The sequence below is a fragment of the Acinetobacter sp. ATCC 27244 genome, from assembly GCF_000156555.1.
Taxonomy (GTDB): domain Bacteria; phylum Pseudomonadota; class Gammaproteobacteria; order Pseudomonadales; family Moraxellaceae; genus Acinetobacter; species Acinetobacter haemolyticus.
Genome location: NZ_GG665954.1, coordinates 17,874 through 39,895, shown reverse-complemented (window position 1 = coordinate 39,895; position 22,022 = coordinate 17,874). Strand labels below are relative to the sequence as shown.

The 22,022-nt window shown below is 37.4% G+C and carries 20 protein-coding genes and 2 pseudogenes; 6 read left to right on the top strand and 16 right to left on the bottom strand.

All coding sequences use genetic code 11. From position 1 onward, the window contains the following. Window positions 1-111: 111 nt before the first annotated feature. The 4 genes from tauD to tauA are packed head-to-tail and all read right to left on the bottom strand — an operon-like array spanning window position 112 to window position 3,707. A complete protein-coding gene (gene tauD / locus HMPREF0023_RS07725; RefSeq protein WP_005084445.1) occupies window positions 112-957 on the bottom strand; it encodes a taurine dioxygenase in 846 nt (281 codons plus the stop codon). A gap of 30 nt (window positions 958-987) precedes the next feature. Next, entirely contained in the window at window positions 988-1,869 is an 882-nt protein-coding gene (gene tauC, locus HMPREF0023_RS07720) for a taurine ABC transporter permease TauC (RefSeq protein WP_005084443.1), read from the bottom strand. After that, entirely contained in the window at window positions 1,866-2,657 is a 792-nt protein-coding gene (locus HMPREF0023_RS07715; protein ID WP_008941718.1) for a taurine ABC transporter ATP-binding protein, read from the bottom strand. The genes tauC and HMPREF0023_RS07715 overlap by 4 nt, the downstream gene beginning before the upstream one ends. Before the next feature lie 9 nt (window positions 2,658-2,666). Then, window positions 2,667-3,707 (bottom strand): taurine ABC transporter substrate-binding protein, encoded by a 1,041-nt coding sequence (gene tauA, locus HMPREF0023_RS07710; RefSeq protein ID WP_171057901.1) that lies wholly within the window; start codon window positions 3,705-3,707, stop codon window positions 2,667-2,669. 225 nt (window positions 3,708-3,932) lie between these two features. Here tauA and chrA point away from each other — a divergent pair, with 225 nt between their 5' ends. Further along, the gene (chrA, locus tag HMPREF0023_RS07705; protein ID WP_008941716.1) at window positions 3,933-5,267 is read left to right on the top strand and encodes a chromate efflux transporter; all 1,335 of its coding nucleotides are present in this window, start codon (window positions 3,933-3,935) and stop codon (window positions 5,265-5,267) included. 12 nt (window positions 5,268-5,279) lie between these two features. On the opposite strand, the gene HMPREF0023_RS07700 is transcribed toward chrA, so the two are convergent. From HMPREF0023_RS07700 to HMPREF0023_RS07655, 9 genes and pseudogenes are all read right to left on the bottom strand, one after another. Next, window positions 5,280-5,897 carry an ATP-binding cassette domain-containing protein gene (locus tag HMPREF0023_RS07700; RefSeq protein ID WP_008941715.1) on the bottom strand — a complete coding sequence of 206 codons (618 nt, stop codon included), beginning with the start codon at window positions 5,895-5,897 and terminating at the stop codon, window positions 5,280-5,282. Then, window positions 5,894-6,589 carry a molybdate ABC transporter permease subunit gene (gene modB, locus HMPREF0023_RS07695; RefSeq protein ID WP_008941714.1) on the bottom strand — a complete coding sequence of 232 codons (696 nt, stop codon included), beginning with the start codon at window positions 6,587-6,589 and terminating at the stop codon, window positions 5,894-5,896. The genes HMPREF0023_RS07700 and modB overlap by 4 nt, the downstream gene beginning before the upstream one ends. Continuing rightward, the gene (gene modA, locus HMPREF0023_RS07690) at window positions 6,586-7,356 is read right to left on the bottom strand and encodes a molybdate ABC transporter substrate-binding protein (protein WP_008941713.1); all 771 of its coding nucleotides are present in this window, start codon (window positions 7,354-7,356) and stop codon (window positions 6,586-6,588) included. The genes modB and modA overlap by 4 nt, the downstream gene beginning before the upstream one ends. A gap of 120 nt (window positions 7,357-7,476) precedes the next feature. Continuing rightward, the gene (locus HMPREF0023_RS07685) at window positions 7,477-7,740 is read right to left on the bottom strand and encodes a PAAR domain-containing protein (RefSeq protein WP_004640238.1); all 264 of its coding nucleotides are present in this window, start codon (window positions 7,738-7,740) and stop codon (window positions 7,477-7,479) included. A gap of 29 nt (window positions 7,741-7,769) precedes the next feature. Further along, a complete protein-coding gene (locus HMPREF0023_RS07680) occupies window positions 7,770-8,498 on the bottom strand; it encodes an OmpA family protein (RefSeq protein WP_017395710.1) in 729 nt (242 codons plus the stop codon). Window positions 8,499-8,539: 41 nt separating this feature from the next. Continuing rightward, window positions 8,540-9,499, bottom strand: coding sequence for a type VI secretion system-associated protein TagF (gene tagF, locus HMPREF0023_RS07675; RefSeq protein ID WP_004640243.1), 960 nt, complete (start codon window positions 9,497-9,499; stop codon window positions 8,540-8,542). A gap of 37 nt (window positions 9,500-9,536) precedes the next feature. Continuing rightward, window positions 9,537-12,338: pseudogene (locus HMPREF0023_RS07670) on the bottom strand (ImcF-related family protein); the annotation flags it as partial. Window positions 12,339-13,236: 898 nt separating this feature from the next. Continuing rightward, entirely contained in the window at window positions 13,237-15,372 is a 2,136-nt protein-coding gene (gene katE, locus HMPREF0023_RS07660) for a catalase HPII (protein WP_008941709.1), read from the bottom strand. Between the two features lie 63 nt (window positions 15,373-15,435). After that, window positions 15,436-16,845 carry an iron-containing redox enzyme family protein gene (locus tag HMPREF0023_RS07655; RefSeq protein ID WP_017396572.1) on the bottom strand — a complete coding sequence of 470 codons (1,410 nt, stop codon included), beginning with the start codon at window positions 16,843-16,845 and terminating at the stop codon, window positions 15,436-15,438. Between the two features lie 230 nt (window positions 16,846-17,075). On the opposite strand from HMPREF0023_RS07655, the pseudogene HMPREF0023_RS07650 reads away from it, so the two are divergent. The 4 genes and pseudogenes from HMPREF0023_RS07650 (at window position 17,076) to HMPREF0023_RS07635 (ending at window position 19,152) form a co-directional block, all read left to right on the top strand. After that, window positions 17,076-17,560, top strand: a pseudogene (locus HMPREF0023_RS07650) (CinA family protein). Window positions 17,561-17,791: 231 nt separating this feature from the next. Next, entirely contained in the window at window positions 17,792-17,968 is a 177-nt protein-coding gene (locus HMPREF0023_RS16715; protein WP_017396573.1) for a hypothetical protein, read from the top strand. A gap of 94 nt (window positions 17,969-18,062) precedes the next feature. Further along, window positions 18,063-18,383, top strand: coding sequence for a hypothetical protein (locus HMPREF0023_RS07640; protein ID WP_008941705.1), 321 nt, complete (start codon window positions 18,063-18,065; stop codon window positions 18,381-18,383). A 91-nt stretch (window positions 18,384-18,474) separates the two neighbouring features. Next, window positions 18,475-19,152 carry a DUF421 domain-containing protein gene (locus tag HMPREF0023_RS07635; protein ID WP_008941704.1) on the top strand — a complete coding sequence of 226 codons (678 nt, stop codon included), beginning with the start codon at window positions 18,475-18,477 and terminating at the stop codon, window positions 19,150-19,152. A gap of 262 nt (window positions 19,153-19,414) precedes the next feature. On the opposite strand, the gene HMPREF0023_RS07630 is transcribed toward HMPREF0023_RS07635, so the two are convergent. The 3 genes from HMPREF0023_RS07630 to HMPREF0023_RS16710 all read right to left on the bottom strand — a co-directional run bounded on the left by HMPREF0023_RS07630 (window position 19,415) and on the right by HMPREF0023_RS16710 (window position 20,656). Continuing rightward, window positions 19,415-19,816, bottom strand: a complete 402-nt coding sequence (locus HMPREF0023_RS07630; protein WP_008941703.1) for a hypothetical protein — start codon at window positions 19,814-19,816, stop codon at window positions 19,415-19,417. 276 nt (window positions 19,817-20,092) lie between these two features. After that, window positions 20,093-20,347: a hypothetical protein gene (locus tag HMPREF0023_RS07625; RefSeq protein ID WP_008941702.1), complete on the bottom strand. Its 255-nt coding sequence runs from the start codon at window positions 20,345-20,347 to the stop codon at window positions 20,093-20,095. Window positions 20,348-20,494: 147 nt separating this feature from the next. Continuing rightward, on the bottom strand, window positions 20,495-20,656 hold the full coding sequence (locus tag HMPREF0023_RS16710) for a hypothetical protein (protein WP_008941701.1): 162 nt from the start codon (window positions 20,654-20,656) through the stop codon (window positions 20,495-20,497). Between the two features lie 687 nt (window positions 20,657-21,343). Between HMPREF0023_RS16710 and HMPREF0023_RS07620 the strand changes: the two genes are divergently transcribed. Further along, window positions 21,344-21,811, top strand: coding sequence for a hypothetical protein (locus HMPREF0023_RS07620; RefSeq protein ID WP_008941700.1), 468 nt, complete (start codon window positions 21,344-21,346; stop codon window positions 21,809-21,811). The last annotated feature ends 211 nt before the right edge of the window (window positions 21,812-22,022 follow it).

Here is a 22,022-nt window from a genome sequence, read left to right as displayed (position 1 = left end):
CGCAGAAACATCACTTTATTAATGTAGTCCTGCCTCAAACAGTTGCGGATGACTTTCCGAGTATCATATTCCATCGAGTTTTTCCCCATTTCATGGCGATTAAATCTAAACTCAGCTTGCCGCCTGATAAAACGGCGCATCACCGTTAATCGTGGCACGGTGCATAATCCGATGCGCATCACCATAATCAAATAAAGCCTTATGCTGTGTGCAACGGTTATCCCAAATCGCCACATCACCCTCTTGCCACTGCCAACGCAAATGAAACTGCTCATGAGTCGCGTGGGCGAATAGATATTGCAATAACTCAGCACTTTCTGATTCTTCTAGCTCATTAATGCGCGTGGTAAAACCTTCACTCACGAACAAAATTGGCTGACCCGTGACAGGATGGGTTCTGACTACAGGATGCACGACAGGCGGATTACGTTTAAAGGTTTCTTCCAGTTTTTTACGCTCCACATCATTGTGCGCAAAACGTTCAATTGGGAACGACTGACGAATATCATGCGTCGCCGTTAAACCTTTTAACTTTTGTTGTAAGCTTTGATCCAACCCAGCAAACGCAGCTACTCCACTCGACCACAGCGTATCACCACCTACAGGTGGAATCTTGATGGCTTGTAAGACACACCCTAATGGCGGATTTTTACTGAAAGTCACATCAGTATGCCAAAGTTCATTGTCACGTAAGTCTTGTTTCCAACTGTCGAGTACAATAATTTCAGGCACATTTTCTACTGTCGGGAAAATAGGGTGAATATGTAAAGAACCAAAACCACGAGCAAGTTCAGCTTGAGCCTGAGGTGCAAGCTGCTGATTGCGGAAGAAAATTACATGATGATCCAGCAAAGCCTGTTGAATTTGTTGTGTGGTATTTTCATCAACCGTATTTAAATCAACATCGTGAATAATTGCACCAATGCTTGATTTAATGATTTCAATATTTAAAGTCATTTCTAACGCTCTATTCTCTACAATTTGCACTTATAACTGTTGACCATACCAAGGAGAGAGTTGCTTCTGTAGCCAACGTAAAAACAATTCAAAACTCACTGCGACAATCGCAATCACAATAATGCCGAGAACCACAGTATCGGTAATCAAGAATTGAGCTGCTGACTGCACCATAAAACCAATACCACGATCTGCTGCCACCAATTCCGAAGCCACTAGGGTCGACCACCCCACACCTAAACCAATACGGATACCCGTTAAGATATGTGGTAAGGCTGTCGGCAGAATCACATGCCAAAACACTTGCGATTGGCTTGCACCTAAAGATAAGGCAGCACGCTCACGATTGAGCTGATGACTGATTACGCCATGAGTGCTACTGATAATGACAGGCGCAAGGATCGAAAAGAAAATCAAAAGTACTTTAGTGGTTTCACCAATTCCGAACCAGATCACCAATAATGGCAAATAGGCTAAAGGTGGTATTGGACGTAACAGCTCAACCAAAGGATCAAGCACGGCACGCACCCATTTGTTCAAGCCCATCCATAAACCTAAAGGCACACCAATCGCAATTGCAGCAACTAAAGCCAATAAGACACGAGAAATACTCGCGGCTAAGTGTTGCCATAAAGTCGCTTTCATAAAGCCTTGTTGACTGACTTCGAGAAACTTTTGCCATACTGCTTGTGGGCTTGGTAAAAACAGGCTCGGGACAATTTTTAATGCCGTGATTAAATACCAGATCACCAATACACTAAGTACACTTGAAAGACTGAGTACCAAACTGCGATGATGAACGAAAAAATCACCTACAACATTTCGTTTTGAAGCTAATTGTTTCGGCTCAATTTGTGCAAACTCGGTCGTGTTACTTAGCTTATAGGCTGTATTTTTTGCTTGACCTGTCATACAGCCACCTCATGTCCAGCTTGTTTCTGTACACGCAAACGTTCAAACAATTGCTCACGTAATTGAATAAATTTTGGATCGGATTTAATCGTACGAATCGATTCACCCTGCTTATAGCGCTCTGCAAAATCTAGTTTTAAAGTTTCAACGATCTTTCCTGGGCGAGCTGTCATCAATACCAGTTGATTGCTGAGCAATAACGCTTCTTCAATGTCATGGGTAATGAGGAAAAAAGATTTATTTTGTTCAATCCATAAATCCAATACCAACTGCTGCATGGTTTCACGGGTAAATGCATCAAGCGCAGCGAAAGGTTCATCTAATAAAATAAAGGCTGCATGGCTAATCAAAGCACGTGCAATACCGACACGTTGTTTCATACCACCTGACAGTTCCCAAATATTGGCTTGTGCAACATGGCTCAAACCCACTATTTTCAGGATGGATTCTACTTGCTGATGAATATGCTGTTCTTTTAAACCTTTAAGCTGTAAAGCAAAACCGATATTTTCAGAGACATTTAACCAAGGTAATAGCGCATGATCTTGGAACACCACTGCACGGCGAGCATCAGGTGCCGTTAGCACTTCGTCATCGAGTTTGATCTGTCCTGAACTTGGTTTTTGAAAACCAGCCAAAATATTGAGCAATGTGGTTTTTCCACAACCCGACTCACCCAAAATTACCGTCAAAGTGCCCTCTTCAATTCGGAGATTAATATCTTGCAATACAGGCACGGTCTGGTTTGGAAAAGTTAAATGAAGATGCTCAGCAGCGAATACGCTCATTTCGATCTCCTAAGGCTGTAAAAACTGAGTGGTGACATTGGCTTGATAGTTAGGTTTTACTTGATCCACCTTGCCTTGGCTTTTTAAGAAAGTTGCGGTATCGAAAATATTCTTGGCAAACTCACCTGATAAGGTGGCTTGTTGCTGTTGGCGATCTAGGTAAATGTTTCCTGAAAGAAGCAACGGAATATCTTTCGCATCTGAGCCAGTCAATTGTGCAATTTTCTGGATATTGTCTGCATTTTTCTCAAATGCTTTCGGATCTTGGTTATAACTTTCAATCTGCTTTAAGCTAGTTTGTACAAAGGCTTTTAAGAACTCAGGATTTTTTTCAGCAAAGTCTTTGCGCACCACCCAAAGATCATATGTTGGTGCACCCCACTCGCCGACTTGTTTTGAATCTGTTAATACATGACCACTGGCTTTAACTTTGCTTAATGCAGGTTCCCAAACATAGGTCGCATCAATATCACCACGTTCCCAAGCAGCTGTGATCTCAGGTGGACGTAAGTTAATAATCTTGACTTGACTATCCTCAATATCCCAATGCTGTAAAGCTGACAATAAGCTGTAATGTGTGGTTGAAACGAATGGCACAGCAATGGTTTTACCAATCAAATCTTTTGGGGTTTTAATCCCTGATTTATCACTGACCACCAAAGCTTCTGAACCACCTAATTTTGCTGTCACGAGGAATACTTCAATCGGTAAATCACGACTTGCTGCGGCAGCCAAAGGACTAGAGCCAATATTGCCGATCACCACATCGCCCGAAGCCAATGCATTGACCACATCTGAACCTGCATCAAATTTACGCCACTGAATTGCCTGTCCACTGTCACGTTCATAATCACCATTGGCCTGCGCAACCTTAGTTGGATCAACACCTGTTTGATAAGCGATCACCACTGCTTTATTGTTTTTAGACAAAACAGATGCCACATCTTTTTGATTTTGATAGACAATAAAAGCAACAATCGCCACAAGGACGATTGCTGTAACAAGGAGTGGCTTAGTATTTTTGAGGCCCATAATTAGATGATCTTTCAATAATATCCACTTATGGTATGCCTGAGTCTTTATGATTAAAAATAAGAAAAAGTGCGTTGTTTATTCTTTTATAAGATATAAATATTTAAAGAAATGAGTTTAGAGCAAGAAAATAAAATGATTTCATTATTTTGAATTATTAAATCATTACAATATATCATTAAGAAAAATCTATGCGCCTACAATAGATATTTTGGAAAATAATAGAATCCATGGAAGCTTCCTATGCACCCTACCAACGAAACTGATTCCAACACCATTCCCTTCTGGCAAGCTTTTCTATTTTGGTTAAAATTAGGATTTATCAGTTTCGGTGGACCTGCAGGTCAAATCGCATTAATGCATCAAGAACTGGTCGAACAAAAACGCTGGATTTCAGAAAAAAGATTTTTGCATGCCTTAAATTACTGCATGCTACTACCTGGCCCAGAGGCTCAACAACTTGCAACCTATATCGGTTGGCTGATGCATCGGACATGGGGTGGTTTAATTGCTGGCATCTTATTCGTCCTTCCCTCTTTATTTATACTCATTTTACTTTCTTGGGTTTATATACAGTTTGGCGACGTCCCTGTCATTGCTGGCTTATTCTACGGCATAAAACCTGCGGTCACGGCGATTGTCTTCCATGCCACTTATCGTATTGGTAGCCGTTCACTCAAAAATAAAATGTTATGGGGAATTGCTGCAGCTGCTTTTGTTGCGATCTTTTTCTTAAAGTTACCCTTCCCTTTAATTATCTTAACCGCAGCAGCACTCGGCTATCTGCTCAGTAAAAAGTATCCTAATTTTTTTGCATCAAATAATACACATCAAAGCAGTCAAACAAATCACTTAGCAGCGGTGATTGATGATCATACGCCGCCTCCAGCACATGCGATTTTTCGTTGGACGCACCTGATTAAGATTTTGATCATTGCGGGATCACTTTGGTGTGTGCCCTTAATGGCTTTGGTTATGTATTTCGGCTGGCAGCACGACTATACCCAAATGGCATGGTTCTTTACCAAAGCAGCGCTGCTTACTTTCGGTGGTGCATACGCTGTTTTGCCTTATGTTTATCAAGGTGCGATCGAGAACTATGGATGGCTCAGCCCTACACAGATGATCGATGGACTTGCTTTGGGCGAAAGCACGCCTGGTCCACTGATTATGGTGGTCGCTTTTGTCGGCTTCCTCGGTGCATTTAATGCCTCTTTGCTCGGAAGTGAACACCTATTTCTAGCTGGTGCATTCGGAGCCATCATCGTGACTTGGTTTACCTTCCTTTTCTCTTTTGTTTTTATTCTTGCAGGTGCACCTGTGATCGAATCAACGCATAACCAACTCAAGTTTACCGCCCCATTAACAGCCATTACGGCTGCTGTCGTTGGGGTGATTTTAAATCTCGCCTTGTTCTTTGGTTATCATGTTCTATGGCCGAATGGATTTGATCAAGCTTTTAATTTTGAAGCAGCGCTGATGATAATAGCGGCATTAATTGCACTGTTTAAATTCCAAATCAATGTGATTTATCTGATTTTTGCTTCAGCGTTATGTGGGCTAGTTTTATATCTATAAGTTTATATTTTGTTATAAATACCAAATTACATCAGTGAGTTGCTCTATTTCAGATTTATCATGACTGACATAGAGCATCGGTATCTTAATTTCCTGTATCACCTGCTGAAAAAAAGGAATAATTTCAGCTTTGTGAGCTGCATCCAAAGCAGATAAAGGCTCATCCAATAACAACAATTTTGGTGAGTAAAGCAATGCACGACCTAATGCCACACGTTGCTTTTCCCCACCTGAAAGTTTAATCGGCATTCGATGTAGTAAATGATCTAGTTTGAGTAATTCTACGATGTAGTCCACTTCGAATCGGCGTTGTTGTGGCTGAATATGCTTAAATCCAAACACTAAATTCTGCATCAACGTTTTATGCGGGAAAAGCTGGGCATCCTGAAAAACCAAACCGACACGGCGTTGTTGGGTACTCCAGTTAATTCGCTGAGATTGATCAAACCACAGTTGATCTTGAATTTTAATCCAACCTGTTTGCGGAGTAATCAATCCCGCAATACTGTGCAAAATAGTCGTTTTTCCCGATCCTGAAGCACCAAATAAACCAATTACAGGCTGATCAGATTGGAAAGTTTGGTTTAAAATAAACTGTCCCTGTTGAACATGTAACTGACAGTCGATCATAACGAATAACCACGCTTATTTTTCTGATACCGATTGAACCATTGCGCAAACCATAAAGCAAAAAATGCCACGGATAATGACAAAATAATGAGTCGCCACAGCGCAGCTTCAGTGTCAGGTTGCTGCATTAAACTATACATTGCCAGTGGTAAAGTACGGGTTTCACCTGCAATATTCCCCACAAAGGTAATGGTTGCGCCAAACTCACCTAGACTTCGACAAAAACACAAAATGCTCCCTACCAGAATCCCACTACTTGCCAATGGCAAAGTCACCTGCATAAAAGCACCAAAAGAAGAAGCACCTAAGGTTTTGGCAGCCATTTCTAAACGCTGATCAACCAATTCGATCGCTAAACGAATTGACTGAACCAATAGTGGAAAACCCATCACCGCAGATGCGAGTACAGCCCCTTTCCAATTAAATGCAAATTCAATTCCAAAAGGTGCCAGATATTGTCCAAAAAAACCACGATTGCCAAACAACTGTAAAAGTAAATAGCCTGGTACAACAGGCGGTAATACCAAAGGTAAAAAGACCAAAGTCTCTAATAAGGACTTTCCCCAAAACTCTTTGCGAGCAAGTATCCATGCCATAATAGTTGCAGGGACTAAACTAAAGATGAGACAAGTTGCCGCCACCTTACTGGATAATTTTAAAATCTCGATTTCTTCGGGACTAAGTATCATCATGGTACAAGAACACTAAAACCATATTTTCTGAAGACCAAAGCTGCACGATCACTGCGTAGAAATTGATAGAATTTCATGGACTCAGGATTATTTTTCAGTAAACCTATTGGATAAATAATGGGACTATGACTATTTTTTGGAAATACGCCTGCAACCTCGACATTTCGACTGATCGCCGCATCTGTTGCATAAACAATACCTGCTCGACACTCTCCACGTGCAACAAAATTAAGCGCTGCACGAACATCTTCGGTTTCCACTATATGCGGTTCAACTTTGTTCCACCAATTCAGTGATACCAAAGCCTGTTTTGCATATCGACCAACGGGCACACTTTGAGTATTTCCAGTACACCATCGACCTTTGTGATTTAGCGTTGGATCGAAGTTTTTTTCCATTTTTAAAGTGAGGGGCTGATTTTTAGGGCGAATCACCACTAAACGGTTTTCAAGCAGATTCACACGATGTTGTATTTTGACCCACTTTTTATTTTGTAGATAATTCATCCACTCTTGATCTGCTGATATAAAAATATCAGCTGGCGCCCCAGCTTCAATCTGTTTAGCTAAAGTTGAAGAACCTGCATATGAATTCTTGATTTTAACTTTATTATTTTGTTGATAGTCTTGGGTTAATTCATTGATCACATCAGTCAAACTGGCAGCAGCATATACAGTCACGGTACTCTTGGCAAAAACTTGTGGAGTAAACACTCCACCACTTGCCACCACTACAGCTATACATATTGCTTTGATCTTTACCCGCATTCTTATCTTCCTCTGCTTCGATATATTTTTAAAACATACCGCCCAGTAAAGATACACCAAAAGCAGAAATTAGCCAGTTTTCTGTATTTGAATCTCCATGAAGGAGCTCTCAAAATAACACTAACCCTTTACAGCTAAATTTTGTTTTGGCAACAGTTTACATCCACACGACAAACTATCATTCACTCTTGCCGCGGCTTTACCCATTACTAACATACAAGGGTCGCCACTTATAATCGTTGCAACAGTCTGATGCTTTGGACAAGTGGCCTTATCTCCAACACATGCAATCGCAATACCTTCAATCAAAAAACTACTGTTACCCGAGATCACCTTTCCACCACCTGTGGTTGGGCAACCTAGTACGATATAGGGTGTTGCCATAATCGCATCCCTCTTATATTGTTAAAAAATTAAAGCACTTCAAACTCGATACGACGATTTTTACGACGACCATCAGCCGTCGCATTGTCTGCAATCGGCTCACTCGACCCTTTACCTTCAGTACTCAAACGATCGGTTGCAATATTCTTCGAGACTAAATAATCCTGCACTGCGACAGCACGTTCTTTACTCAAGATCACATTTCGACTGGCATCACCTGAACTATCTGTATGTCCAATGATTTTGACTTGTTTCCCACCCACTTTATTTAAGGCAACTGCCATTTCATCCAAAATACGTTTACCCGCCTCAGTCAGAATCGCACTACCAGACTCAAATTCAATGATACGATCTTTTAATGCATCATCAATCACTTTTTGCTCAGCTAGATTGACCGAAAGTTGAGCATTGAAACGATACGGTTGCTGAACCAAAGACTGAAAATTCGAAGCCGTCGGCTGAATTTCATTTGGATTGCTCATTTTTCCTGTAAGCTCAATCTGCGTACCGCGAACACGTAATTGCCCCTGCTTCACTTTCTTAAGGTCAGGTGTAATAACACGAGTTACAGAATCACTCCACCCATTTGGAGCAGAAACAGGACGGACCTGAATCTTGTCTACAACTTGATCTGCCCCATATACAGATTGCATCTTAACTAAGATTGCTTGTTTACTGGATTCGTTTGGAACCACACCCTCAACAACTATCGGCGCAGCCAATACCGTATGGCTCTGCACCAAACCACAACAAGCCATGATGAACGTACTTAGTAGAACTTTACGGTTATTTCTCATATTTATTCATCTAAAAAAGTTTGTCGGAAAAGTTTTAAGCCTTGGTTCAGACTTAGCTGACGCTGACACAAAGATTGTTCCAAAGTTGCAAGACCTGCATTTTGCTCAAGATAGGCATCGATCCATTCTGCTTGAATAAGCGAAACCCAATGTTCACTTTGCATGTTTTGGGTAAACAAATCACTTAATGCCATGATATCTGCCCCTTGAAAGCCTATAAATAAAATCGGCTCTTCACGATGCAAAATACCAATCAAAAGCTCTGTATTGCTTTTCTGTAAGAATCGACCGATCATCCCGACCCAGAATGCAGCAATTTCATAACAATACATATGATTATTAATCGGCAAAATGAGTACTTTATTTAATCGACTGGTACCATTTTTTAAGATCGGTTGTAATAAAAGTCCTAAACCAATCATACTTTGCGCGAGCGTATAAACGCTAATTTTCATCAACTGTGCAAAAGAGTGCAGCGTATGATTTTCATAAAAGGCATTACATTCAGATGCTGTAAATAACTGTACGGTATTAGGTAAATTATTCAGTTTATCCAACATAATCGTGGTATCACGGATACTACGCAACACACGATTACGTTGAAATAAATCGACCAATACTGACTTATAGTAATACGGTGCAAGCAATAAATTTTGATAAGGCTGGTCGACCTCTAAGAGTTGGCTCAACACCATTGGAAATGGTCGACCAGAGCTGTCTTGACTCGCAATCAAGTTTGCAGCCAAAAACATCGATTCTGAGGGATTGCCAATAAAAAAATCCAGTGCAGGCAGAGCTTCATAACGTTGCTTAAAATCAGGTGACAACATGGCATGTTCTAAAGCCTCTGTAATCCACTGATCCAGCACTTGGATTAAAGCATATTGCCCTTTAGATTTAATAAAATCCCCTCGGGCTGGCGTCTTTCCATAATACAACGGTGTTGTTCTTAAGTGTTGCATACGCCCTCCCTCAAGTCTTGCAAGATATTCCTAATCATCAACGTGCGCCTCCTTGAGATGGCGGGGTTGCTGCTGGTTGTGCATTTGTTGGTGTAGCTTGAGCAGAAACGACTCGAACCGCTTTTTCAGTCACAACCTTATCGACCAGTTGTAGACCTGCGTAGCCTCGACTCGAACCAATATTGCCTGAGCTATTGCCACTAATTAATCTAAAGTTCACTTTTAATGATAATGATGGATCAGCTTTGCTCTTCCAAACCATTTCAAAGCTACCATTTTGTTCTTTACGTTGTGCAGCATCGATTAAACGGTTAATACCATATTCACCCGGCTCATCGAAAATAGTATGTGTTTGCCCTTCTAAATCAACCGCCGTGATTCGCGCACCTGGTATCGCACCTTTATTCGGCCATACAAAGTTCACCCATTGCTGGATTCCGTTTTCATAGACCATACGTTGCCCATCAATATCAATGGTATATGACAAGAATTGAGGGTTTTGTAATGGATAAAATTGGAAGTTAGATTGATTCGATGCTGGCGCAGCCGCAGGCTGATCTAAGCTGCCTGTTGCCATACCATTAATCGGTGCAACATACTGTTGGAATGCCATCACAAACTGTGGGTTTAAACTAATACCCAAATCTTTCCAAGTTTTAGACGTCAAAACATAGCCACGACGAATCACAAATGGATCTAAAGCCTCTTTGACAAAGCGAGAAATACTGCCTGTTTCCCCAAAAATTTGACCAATTTCGTTACTGGTAGCTTGTAAAGTTACACTGCTATTAAATGGGTATTTCTGACTAAGATTTGCTTGGAATGGTTGATAGGCTTGGATACCCCACAACTTATTTAACTCATCTTGTGTTGGTAAAATCAAACTTGAGAAGGCCTGCGTCAACGGACTCATTAATAATTTCTGCGCCACTTGTTGGTCAGCTTCTTTCATACCCACAATCATTTTCTCATCAACATATTTCTGTGTGATATTAAACACAGATGTTTGATCAGTAATGGTTTGTTTTACCAATGCCATAGCACTTGGTCCAATTTCTCCAGCTGTTTTCAGATCATTGAACTTACTACGCACTTGCGCAAGATTATTCATATATTCATCAAACAAGGATTTGTTTTGTAAATCATCACGTTTGCGTACCAACTGATAGAACATTTGGTACTCTTGTGAGATCGCACCTTGAGCATTATTCATGGCTTGAATGGTGCGTTGATCATCAGAACTCTTCAAAACTTTGCGCTTAAACCAAGCAATGAAACCTTTTTCTGGAATGGCGAGTTCCGCTTGCACAATTGGATTATCCCAGTTGGTTTCAACTGCAATACGTTGCAATAAAACACGGATCGGCGAGTTTTGTGGCTCACCTAATACATCAATATGCTTCACTTGCTGATCAAACTTATCAGCTTTGGCATAGTAAATCCCGTTCAGGAATTTCTTCCATTCCGCGACATATTCTTGCTTATACAAGGCAACCAATTGCTTACGTATCTGCTCTGGACTACCAGAGAAAGTTAGGTCATCCGATTGGCGACTATTTAACACCCAGTCTTTACTATCTGTTGGTTTATTCGCTGCATCATCAATCGCATGCTCAACATACTCATCCCAAGCTTTTTGCGTAAATACACCCGGTAATGCATAACTGCCTAAAACGATATTTCGATTTTGCTCACCGACGATTTGCCCAACAGTAACAGCTGGATAACGAACAGCTGCACGCATTTTGATTTCGTTATAAACACGATCACGTGCTGGCATACCGCGAATCACAGACAATAGAACTTGACGCGTTTGATCAACAACTTGAGCATCAGTTTCCAATACTGGGAAACCACTTTGATTCGCTAAAGTCATTGCATAGGAAAGGATTTTTTCCGCATCTTGAATCATCTCACCACGAGGCATCTGTCCACGATTGGCATCTAACCAAGATCTCCAGAAACGTGAAACCTGATCACTTAGATGACTACTATCCATATACTCAGGATTACTCATCATCAAATAGGCTTTCAGTGCGTTATAAGCATCTTGTGGATTACTATCCGATGGCTCTAAGTATTGTTGAGTTCTTGCGACTTGTTTAATTTCAACATTGACGTGATTTTCTTTTAACGTTGCTTCATTACCTTTCACGCGTTGCAAATATTGAGCAATATTCTGTTGGGTTGGTGTCAATACAATCTGCTGAATACCTTTTAGATATTCAGTTTTTAAGCTTTCACGAAGTTGATTGCCCTGATACAAGCCAAAACTAAATTTGAGTGGTCGATTATCAGCGAACTCATCCAACTGCTGTAAACGTTCTTGTAAAATTAACAAGGATTCAAGCTGCGTCGACAATTGTTGTCCCGATGCTTTTTCTAAATGTACAACTTTATCTAAATCTGCTTGAACATCTGCAATTAACTGCTGATTATTTCGATATGACCAAACCCAAACGCCTAGAACTAAAGAAACACCCACCAAAGCCCCAATAAATGCAATATAACGCTGACGCTTTTTCGCAGGATTGATATGTTGCTTGACTAAATCTTTGTCGCGCAAAATGACGTTGGAAAAAAGACCTTGTAGGAAATAACCATGATTTGGTGCAACGGAGTGTGATGTCCCTTCTTGGTTGCTATTTGGAATTTGCTCCAATTGAAATTCTTGGGCAATATTTGCCGTCATTGGGCTTTCAATTACGCCTTCTTGTAATGCACTGGTAAAATAGAAACCACGGAATACCGGTTGGAATTGGTAAGGATTTTCTTCAAATAAAGTACTAATGAAGCTCTTTAATGCAGGCTTTAATGTCTTAAACTCCAATGGGAAAGGGCTTTGTTGCACAAAGATTTCATAACTATATGATTTTAAAAGTTTTGATTATTTTTTGATCCAAAATTAAATTTATTTAAATCAGATGCTTACATATTTATGCAACAAAGCCGATTCGAATTGATGACCATAATCCAACAGTTCGTATTGAACATAAACTTTATTAAAAAAATAGTAATACGAGGTTAAATCGGTCCTCAGTTCTCTTCGGAGACTGAGGACTTTTTTTTATATAGTGCAAAAAATATGCGTTTCAGAAAAGCAGATAAATAAATTTTCAGGAAATTTGAACTTAATTTCTGCTCTATTATTCTTAGATGGAATTGCCAACTACTAAATTCACTTTTCCAATTCCGCCCTTACCAATCCAAAATTATTCAATTTAATCCAATATTTGATGTGGGGTAGGTTGAGGGGTAAATGCACAAGTAAAAAATAAGCCCTTGTAAAAACAAGGGCTTATTTAGATATTTGGCGGAAGCGGTGAGATTCGAACTCTCTAAATAACTTTTTAATAGATTCTATCTAGGTTTAATTCATTATTTATCAAACAATTAAAATCTAATAGAATCTTATAGATTTTATAATTTGTGCCAAATTTTGTGACAACACCTTTGTTAAGCAGTGCTTTTTATAACAAGAATTTGGTGGAGATGGCGTCAATTGAACCAGATCAATAACATTCTGTTTTGTTTAAATTTTATTTTTATATAATTCAAATTTACCCAATCTTGCCCCATTAGCTTTTTATACATTTGAAGAAGTTGATCAAGAGGGGGGTAGGGAAAAACTTGAACAACCAACATATCGAAAGAATTGCTCTGGTTTTGATCAAGCTCTCTGCTGCCTGATTTTTTTAAAGATATTAAAAAGCTCCACGACGGAGCTTTTATTAGCATTAGGCTGGTATGGCTTCTGCCACGGCTTCCCTCGCCCAAACACGATGATGACGAAGTAACTGTTTCAGCTTTTCGGCCACATGACGGAAATCATCTTGCAATAGTGTGCCTTCATCTGACATTAAATCAAGTTGATCCAGTAATTCAGCTTTATCACCCAAGAATACAATTGGTTTTAAATGCTTATAGGCTTCCAGTAAATAATGCTTGGTCACACCATCCGCTAAGACAGCATCTAAATTATCGCCATCTGCAATCACCACAGCATCATAGATAATAGAAGGTTCTGCTTTCTGCATGCCATCAGAGGTAATTACTTCATCTCGTGACCCTTTTACTGGTGCCAGCATTGGCGTTAATAAATGCACAATGGCATTTTCCTGAATCGACCAGTTAATGATGGTACGTAATGTCTCCGCATTGACTTTGTCATGAATCAACACAGCGATTTTACGCCCCTGAATATCCTCAGGAATAAATGCCTGCATAGAAAGTTTTTCAGATTTTTCAATGCTGGCATGCTTAAAGTTTTCTTTTAAGTCTGGCACATCGATTCCGAGATTTTGCCCGACTTGCTTCGCGAGATCGGTATCAATATTGGCTAGCACTTCCTGAACTTCACGCTCACGGATATGTGGTCGCTGTACCTTACTTAATTCAAAAGTATAGGCATCGACCACATGTTTTTGCTCATGCGACGCCAAGCTTTGATAATACAAACGCGCTTGGGAAAAATGATCCGAGAAAGATTCACTACGCTGACGAATTTTGTGTCCATCAATGCGCTCCTGATAACTTTCAAAGCCGCCATTCTGTGCAGCAGCAGGAATCTCAATCGGCCAGTTGTTATCAATTGAATTAGGCTGATATGAAGCCTGACCTTTATGGATTTGATGCTGATGAATGCCATCACGCTGATTATTGTGGAATGGACATACAGGCTTATTGATTGGAATCTGATGGAAATTCGGACCACCCAAACGACTTAACTGAGTATCGGTATAGGAAAATAAACGAGCCTGCAATAGCGGGTCATTTGTGAAATCAAGCCCTGGTACGATATGCCCTGGGCAGAATGCAATTTGCTCGGTTTCTGCAAAGAAGTTATCCACATTACGATTCAACACAAACTTGCCAATTGGCGTAATCGGAACCAATTCTTCAGGAATAATTTTGGTCGGATCAAGGAGATCAAAATCGAAGCTCATCTCATCTTCTTCTTCAACAATCTGCACACCCAGTTCCCACTCAGGATACAGGCCTTGCTCAATAGCTTCATACAGGTCTCGACGATGAAAATCAGGATCTTTACCTGCCAGTTTTTGTGCTTCATCCCAAACCAGCGCACTTAAACCCTGTTTCGGTGTCCAATGAAACTTCACAAAACGAGCTTTTTCATGGGCATCTACAAAACGGAAAGTATGCACACCAAAACCTTGGATAGAACGTAAATTACGTGGAATCGCACGGTCAGACATCGCCCACATCACCGCATGCGCGGACTCAGGCACCAGTGAAACAAAATCCCAGAAAGTATCATGCGCAGTCGCCCCAGTCGGAATTTCTCTATGTGGCTCAGGTTTTACTGCATGAACGAAATCTGGAAATTTAATCCCATCCTGAACAAAGAATACCGGGGCATTATTGCCAACCAGATCAAAATTGCCTTCTTGGGTATAGAACTTAATGGCAAAACCACGAATATCACGTACTGTATCCGCCGAACCACGTGGCCCCTGAACTGTCGAAAAACGCACAAAAATAGGTGTTTGTATGCTTGGGTCAGTTAGGAAACCCGCTTTGGTAAAACGTTCATTGCCTTCATAGGCTTGAAAATAACCATGTGCACCGACACCACGCGCATGCACAATCCTTTCTGGAATACGCTCATGGTCAAAGTGCGTAATTTTCTCACGCAAAATAAAATCTTCAAGTAAAGTTGAGCCTCGTACACCTGCTTTTAAGCTGTTCTGGTTATCTGCAATTTTTACCCCTTGATTGGTCGTTAATGCTTCGTCGGTGGCATCACTTCTTACCTGATCAAGCTGTCTAGTTTTTTCAGTCTGATTACTTTTGTCTGGTGTATTCCCAGCTAAAGTACTTTTAGTATGGTTATCTTTAAGATCGTCATTCATTGGGCTACCCTGTTTTATTGTTGGCTAAATAAAGTGATTAAATGGTGTTGTGGTTTTCCTGACTTAACGCGATGAAGCAGTTAAATAAGGAAATAGCAATTCGGCATACTTCTGTGTACTCCACAAACCTATGCTTTTGTGATGAGATTCGGGGGCAAGAAAAGGCGTCAATTTACAAAGCTTGAGTGCAAAATTGTCTGTCTGGCTAACTCTGGTTTGTAAATGTTCCAGTTCGCCCTCCGAGATGTAACTGAATAGATAATCAAGTAATGGCTGTTCTTTACTTAGGCTATTCTTATAAGGCAAGATATGGGTTGAGTATTGATGGCCAGCAATCCAGTCATGAATAATCTGTCTTTCTGCGGGTGTAAATACACCATACATCTTCCCATCTTCATGGCTAATCATGCGCCAGAACGGGCTTTCTTCAGGATCACAATTGAATTTTATCCAGCGCTTTTCGACCAATTGATCGATAAAACTCCCAATCTGTTGTGGATTGGCTAGCCACTGATTAATGGATTTGCATCCAACAAATTGTTTTTCGTTATGAACCAGTTGCCCAATTAAGGCTTTGCGTTTTAAAATTTTATGAACAGAATTTTCAAGATTCAGGTCTTTAATAATTTGTAGTGAGGACATACCTTGCTGATTTAAGGCATAACCTCGTTTTACCTTCGCCATAAAAGCATCTTTATCTTTATATTTTTTATAAACATTTTCAAAAGCTTTTAAAGACTTATGCGCATGGCCATTGTCCAAATTATCGATGGTAATATGCAAATTGAAATATTTGGCTTCAATTCCCAGCTCTTTAAGCTCATAGTTGGTAATTAAGAGATGTAGCGGAAGCTGCTCATAGCCAAGATTAAAACCAATGATTTCAGGAATAAAATCTGGTGGTGCATAAGCTAAAGCCAGTTGAACTGCTGAGTGATGATAATACTCGTCGTCTAGGAAAAGCTCAAAATCATCCAGACCCAATACACGCAATAAGTCATCATAGATACAGACATGGTTGGACTTCGCCTGTCCCAGACCGAGCTCTTCTAGATAAATTAAAATAAGATCATGAAAAACAGGATCATTCCAATAATTTACGAGGCTATATAGCCAAGAACCGTCTACTTTTTTTACAGGGGCAACTTTTAATAAAAATTCAAATGCCTGCCCGATGTTTTTAAAATATTCTCGCTGGCTCCCTGCTTTGCGCTGGCATAAATAGTCTTGATAGCTGAGACAAACTTTACGATTTTCATTGTTATACCAATTACGGATTTCCTCAGTCTCATTGGGTAAAGAAATCTTATTCGGCTTCATCTTATCAAATTCTTGTGCTAAGAAATTAACTGCTTTTTTCTCTTTTTCAAAGTTAGATATATCCCCATCAAAGAAGAAAGAAACTAACTCGTAATAATTTTTATGATCGTCCTGCAACAAATCAAGTAATCTTTTTTTTACGACAACAGACATTTCCATTCTCCGAATCGAAAATATAATTTTACTTTACGTTGTTCATCCTTTATTCCTACCAACATTTTGTTAAAACAAGTTAAGATTGAAACAAATAAAAATCAAAAACCTTTTATATCAACAAAATAGGAAAACTACTTTTTTACATTTCAATATTTTGAATTATTTAATCAGAAAATAGGTTGAAAAATAATTAATAATTTAAGTAATAAATTTGATGAGAGAAAGAGATTTTTAAAAAAACATGCGAACTACTGGCTCATAAGAAAATTTCTTTATTCTTTATTGAAAGCGCTTCTGCTGGTTATTTATCTTATCAATTTTCTTTAAGTCCATTTTCTGGAGATATTCTTATAGGAAGTCTGGTTTGTTATGACTTAAAGGTAAAAGAAAAGGTGCTAAAAATTTCTCCAAATCTAATTAAGAAATATAGTGCTGAATCCATTCAGGTCACAGAAGAGATGATAAAAAAGGGAAAGAAATATTTAAATCAGATATTTATATTTCCTGTACAGGATTACTCAAGAACGGAGGCTCTGAAAGCAAGCAGAAACCTGTCGGAACATTCTTTTACTGTATAGAGTATAAAAATAAAGCCTATATTTTCAGAAAGATATATTCTGAATGTCCCGACACTAAGCTAAAAAATCTACTCAAGGATATATGCCGTAATATTGTTAAGATTATCAATAAAAGAGATATCCAAAACAAATGATCTTATTCTTTGTTGCAGTTTGTTACTTTAGTATAAACTTATATTAAGACTGTTCGCTTCAAAAATAAACACAAATACTTAACTTGTTAAAAAATCATTATTTCTAAAAAAAATTGCATTACATTTAAATATACTGAAACAGGCTCACCCCATTTTATATAAACATTTATGTTTTAATTTAGTCATCTGATTTACTCAGATAATATCTAAAACCAAATGAGGTGTATGATCATGAGTAATACAAATAATCAACGTAATGAAGAGCGTGATAATCCTCAGCAGCAAAATCAAAACAATGACAATCGTCAACAGCAGCAACAACAGGAAAATGGCAATCGTCAGCAAAAATCATCTCATCAAAAAGATTCTAATCGCCAAGGATCTAATCAAAATAATCAACAGAAGTAATTCTTAATTGTTTTAGATCTATATAGATTTAGGAGAATAAAATAAATTTTCTCCTAAGTTTTATCTAAGCTGGAAAGTTTACTGGAGAATTATCATGACAAATCAAAATTTATCCAATCAACAGAATCAAGATTCAAATGTGAATATTGATCCAAATGATCATTGGCGTTCTAGTTATTTGACACGTCCTTATTATCAAGAAGCTCAACTCGACACACCAGACCTTGATTATGATCGAGATTTTTCAAAAGCCTATGAGTTAGGTAGCCGTGCACGATCTGAACATGACCGTAGTACGCAATTTGAAGATGTTGAAGGCGGTCTTAAAGAATCTTGGGAAGAGCTAAAAGCTGAATCCAGATTAAAATGGGAACATGCCAAGCAAGCCATCAAAGATGCTTGGGATCGAATATAGAATCGATCATTGGATAAAAAAATGAGCTTATCTAAAACATAAGCTCTTTTTTTTCAGAGTTTAATTACTTATTATAAAAAAGAGAAAAACCATGAATATTAACGACATTTTTCTTTATGACACCAGTTGGGATCTTGTGCTTGAGATCATTATTCGGTGTTTTGTCATGTTTCTTCTGATTCTGATTTTCTTAAAGCTCTCTGGTAAACGTGGGATTCGGCAATTATCTATCTTTGAAGTCGCCATCATTCTGAGCCTCGGAAGCGCTGCAGGTGATCCGATGTTTATAGATGATGCACCCATTGCCCAAGCTTTTGTGGTGATGTGTACCATTATTATTTTATATCGTCTGATCACTTGGGTCATGATGAAAAGTAAGCAGTTTGAAATACTCTTAGAAGGAAAACCTTTATTCATCGTAGAAAATGGCTTAATGGTGATTCAAGATATCCAAAAAGAGAAATATTCACATGATGAATTTTTTGCTGAAATGCGTCAACAAAGTGTAGAACACTTAGGTCAAGTCAGAGTTGCCTTACTGGAAACAGATGGTTGTTTAAGTCTATTATTTTATACAAAAGAAGAAACTAAATGGGGCCTCCCCTTATTTCCTGAAGATTATAAAAAGACTGATTGTCTGGAAACTGAACTTTTTTATTCGTGTATGTATTGTGGAATGACACAACGTTTATTTAATCTAGAACAAGAATGCGTTCGATGCAAAGGTAAAGATTGGGCCAAATCTTTGCAGACACCACATATCAACTGAACTAATTAAAAGGGATATTACTCTTTAAATTTAAAAATTTTTGATTCTAAAAACCATATCAATTGGAGGGAGGATTATCATATCAAATAGTCACTCAACTGAATGACCTTATCCATAATCACTACTTTAGACCATTGTGATCATGATTGATTGCACTGATCTATAACAGGAGTAGTTTCATGCTCCTAAGTCTGTTCGACAATCATTTTACCTCATCCCTCACTACTAACATCAACTTCTTTTAATATATAACTTAACCATCTTAAAGGTACTCTTCACCCTTATTTTCTAATTTATTAACAATATTTCCATGATCATCATAAAAGTAATGAGGAATAATTACTTTACTTTTCACATTTAAAAGGTCTTTTTTATTAGGAAAAGTTATTTTCTGAATAAAACTTGCAAGCCACAAAATATATTCTGTTTTATTTTTACTTTTTGGTAAAATACTGATATCCAAACTTAAAGGTAAGTCACTGGAATTCATCAATAAATCCTCAAAATTTATATAATTATAAAGCATCTTAAAATCTGTTTTTTTAATCTCATTACGAAGTTCAAGCATTAAATTATTCAAATCCTCTAAAGGTTCATCTATAAACCCCTTTGAATTTTTGACATTGACATATATATTTTCAGCTAATTTTAAATATTGAGGCATGAGATCATTCCTTTAGTTTTTGTATTAAAAGAGTTTGCTCTAAGTTAGGTTATTAATTGTTAATATTGATTGGACTTATGCTACTAAAATAAAAAATGTGATACATAAAAACCACACGATAATTGCTAAATATATCATTAATAATTAATAACGTAGGCAACATCACATAATTCAAAAGTTAGCCTTACTCTTGATTCTCTCAACGCTCCTGAAAAGTTGAAATTATTATTCAAACTTAACCTTTACCTATAAAATAATTATATTTAGTATTTACAGCTAAGGAGTTTTTTGCGTAGTTGCACTTTCAGTATGCGCTTCTGATGTACCATTTTCATTTGTTACAGGTACAGACGCATCATGTTGCATATCATCATGCAATTGATTGCTATTAGTGGGTGATTCACTTTGCATCGAATGAGGCGTAGTCGTTTCATGTTGTAGACCTGTCTTATCTGTCGTTTTATTTTTTTCACATGCTACAAGGGTGAAAACAAAACTCAGTACTAGACTTTTCACCAATAGATTATTCATATTGTTTACCTCTCATCTTGTGGTCGAAAATTTAGATATATTATTCATTTCTTAATCAGATCAAATTTCAGAATCTATAACTTCAATACATACATAATGTATCTGATTAAAATTAAAAGAAGCTTGTAATCAAGCTTCTTTTAATATTTATTTTAGAAACTTACTGAAAACTTTCTTTCCCTTCGCTTCATCACTGTGATTGATATCATCATTATTTTTCTCATCTGATAATTTAGCTTTATCTTTATGAGATTTATAATAACAACCTAACACAACACCAGTTCCCAAGGTAATAATCGTTTTTAACATAATGAGCCTCTTAATTTATTTAAAACGATTTTATAATGACTGCTTTTTATGTAAATTTCACCACTACTTTATTATTCTTTTTTAAAAAAAGAAACTTTATGTAACCAAAAAAAAGTAATGATATTATTTAAAAAAGTTATATAAGCCTCCAATATCATTAAAATTACAAAAAACCATATACTCAAAAAAAAATACCTAAGCAAACATTTAGTAACAAGTTTAGAAGATAAAAAATAATATATATAAGAAAAATAATGCATTTAAATACTTAAACAGCATTAAATAATAAAAATTTTAGATAACCAGATTAAAAGCTTATAAAATATAATAAATTAATAATTAAATACAGAATTTATTTTCCACATAAAATAATAAACAACTATAAGCCGTGGTGTTAAAATTATAAATAAGAAAAAAATTTCGTTATACTTATTGTTTATGAGTATATTTTTTGCATAGCTTATTCAAAATTAAATAAGATCAGATTTTTATTTAACAAACTTACGAATCAGTAAAAACAATTATTTATTAGTTAGTTAGTGAATTAAATCTAAGTATCATTTATCTCAACGTTTCACAAACCTCCTACTAGTAACAATAAGTCGCACAAAGTATACAATTTAAAACATAAAGTATTTCATAATTATTAAGTATTAAGTATTAAGTGATGTTCAGGGAAAGCATAACATGCCACAGTATTTAAGTGTTGCAGAAAAAATATATAAAAAATTAAAGGAAAGAAAAGAGTTCAGCACTGATTCTCTTGAAAATCTTAACACTTTAATTATTGAGATACGTAAAGAAATAAAGAGCACTAAATTAAAACTGCTTTATAATTTTATAGATTTCGAGGAATGTTTAAATAAATGTGAATCTGAATGTAAAATAAAATTGGATATCAGCTTAATCCCGATTATAAAAAATGAAGGTGAATTCATTTTATGGTTAGCAGGTTTTATTCAACGAATTACAACTGATGGTAAAAGAAAAATCCCCCCTATTCGTAAAAATATACCACCAGAGTTCAAATATTCTTTTTCTAAAGAAAAAAAGAAGTATGAGGCAAAGATACCTGATTATTCAAAAAGTGAAGAAATGATTAATTCTTACTTTAAATCACATGAGTTTATGGAAATCATCAATAAACCCCACTAATTCAGAAAAAAAATGCGTTCCTGCACTTCGCACTTCTATAATTCGCTGAATCTTTGAGTAACCGCACTTAAAAGGCGGCTTTCTTTTATATAAAACAAATAAAATGTATAGCCATAACAAAACTAACTGATGAATACGTTGGTTTTGTTATGGCTATAAGTCCTTACTATTTACTTTGTCCTTTATACATTTTCCAAGCATCACGTGAAGC

What these genes read in the sequence shown, in the direction of transcription:
- tauD (WP_005084445.1), bottom strand. Translation starts at nt 957, where the DNA reads ATGACTTTAAATATTGAAATCATTAAATCAAGCATTGGTGCAATTATT.
- tauC (WP_005084443.1), bottom strand. Translation starts at nt 1,869, where the DNA reads ATGACAGGTCAAGCAAAAAATACAGCCTATAAGCTAAGTAACACGACC.
- HMPREF0023_RS07715 (WP_008941718.1), bottom strand. Translation starts at nt 2,657, where the DNA reads ATGAGCGTATTCGCTGCTGAGCATCTTCATTTAACTTTTCCAAACCAG.
- chrA (WP_008941716.1), top strand. Translation starts at nt 3,933, where the DNA reads ATGCACCCTACCAACGAAACTGATTCCAACACCATTCCCTTCTGGCAA.
- HMPREF0023_RS07700 (WP_008941715.1), bottom strand. Translation starts at nt 5,897, where the DNA reads ATGATCGACTGTCAGTTACATGTTCAACAGGGACAGTTTATTTTAAAC.
- modB (WP_008941714.1), bottom strand. Translation starts at nt 6,589, where the DNA reads ATGATGATACTTAGTCCCGAAGAAATCGAGATTTTAAAATTATCCAGT.
- modA (WP_008941713.1), bottom strand. Translation starts at nt 7,356, where the DNA reads ATGCGGGTAAAGATCAAAGCAATATGTATAGCTGTAGTGGTGGCAAGT.
- HMPREF0023_RS07685 (WP_004640238.1), bottom strand. Translation starts at nt 7,740, where the DNA reads ATGGCAACACCCTATATCGTACTAGGTTGCCCAACCACAGGTGGTGGA.
- HMPREF0023_RS07680 (WP_017395710.1), bottom strand. Translation starts at nt 8,498, where the DNA reads ATGGCTTGTTGTGGTTTGGTGCAGAGCCATACGGTATTGGCTGCGCCG.
- tagF (WP_004640243.1), bottom strand. Translation starts at nt 9,499, where the DNA reads ATGCAACACTTAAGAACAACACCGTTGTATTATGGAAAGACGCCAGCC.
- katE (WP_008941709.1), bottom strand. Translation starts at nt 15,372, where the DNA reads ATGAATGACGATCTTAAAGATAACCATACTAAAAGTACTTTAGCTGGG.
- HMPREF0023_RS07655 (WP_017396572.1), bottom strand. Translation starts at nt 16,845, where the DNA reads ATGTCTGTTGTCGTAAAAAAAAGATTACTTGATTTGTTGCAGGACGAT.
- HMPREF0023_RS16715 (WP_017396573.1), top strand. Translation starts at nt 17,792, where the DNA reads ATGAGTAATACAAATAATCAACGTAATGAAGAGCGTGATAATCCTCAG.
- HMPREF0023_RS07640 (WP_008941705.1), top strand. Translation starts at nt 18,063, where the DNA reads ATGACAAATCAAAATTTATCCAATCAACAGAATCAAGATTCAAATGTG.
- HMPREF0023_RS07635 (WP_008941704.1), top strand. Translation starts at nt 18,475, where the DNA reads ATGAATATTAACGACATTTTTCTTTATGACACCAGTTGGGATCTTGTG.
- HMPREF0023_RS07630 (WP_008941703.1), bottom strand. Translation starts at nt 19,816, where the DNA reads ATGCCTCAATATTTAAAATTAGCTGAAAATATATATGTCAATGTCAAA.
- HMPREF0023_RS07625 (WP_008941702.1), bottom strand. Translation starts at nt 20,347, where the DNA reads ATGAATAATCTATTGGTGAAAAGTCTAGTACTGAGTTTTGTTTTCACC.
- HMPREF0023_RS16710 (WP_008941701.1), bottom strand. Translation starts at nt 20,656, where the DNA reads ATGTTAAAAACGATTATTACCTTGGGAACTGGTGTTGTGTTAGGTTGT.
- HMPREF0023_RS07620 (WP_008941700.1), top strand. Translation starts at nt 21,344, where the DNA reads ATGCCACAGTATTTAAGTGTTGCAGAAAAAATATATAAAAAATTAAAG.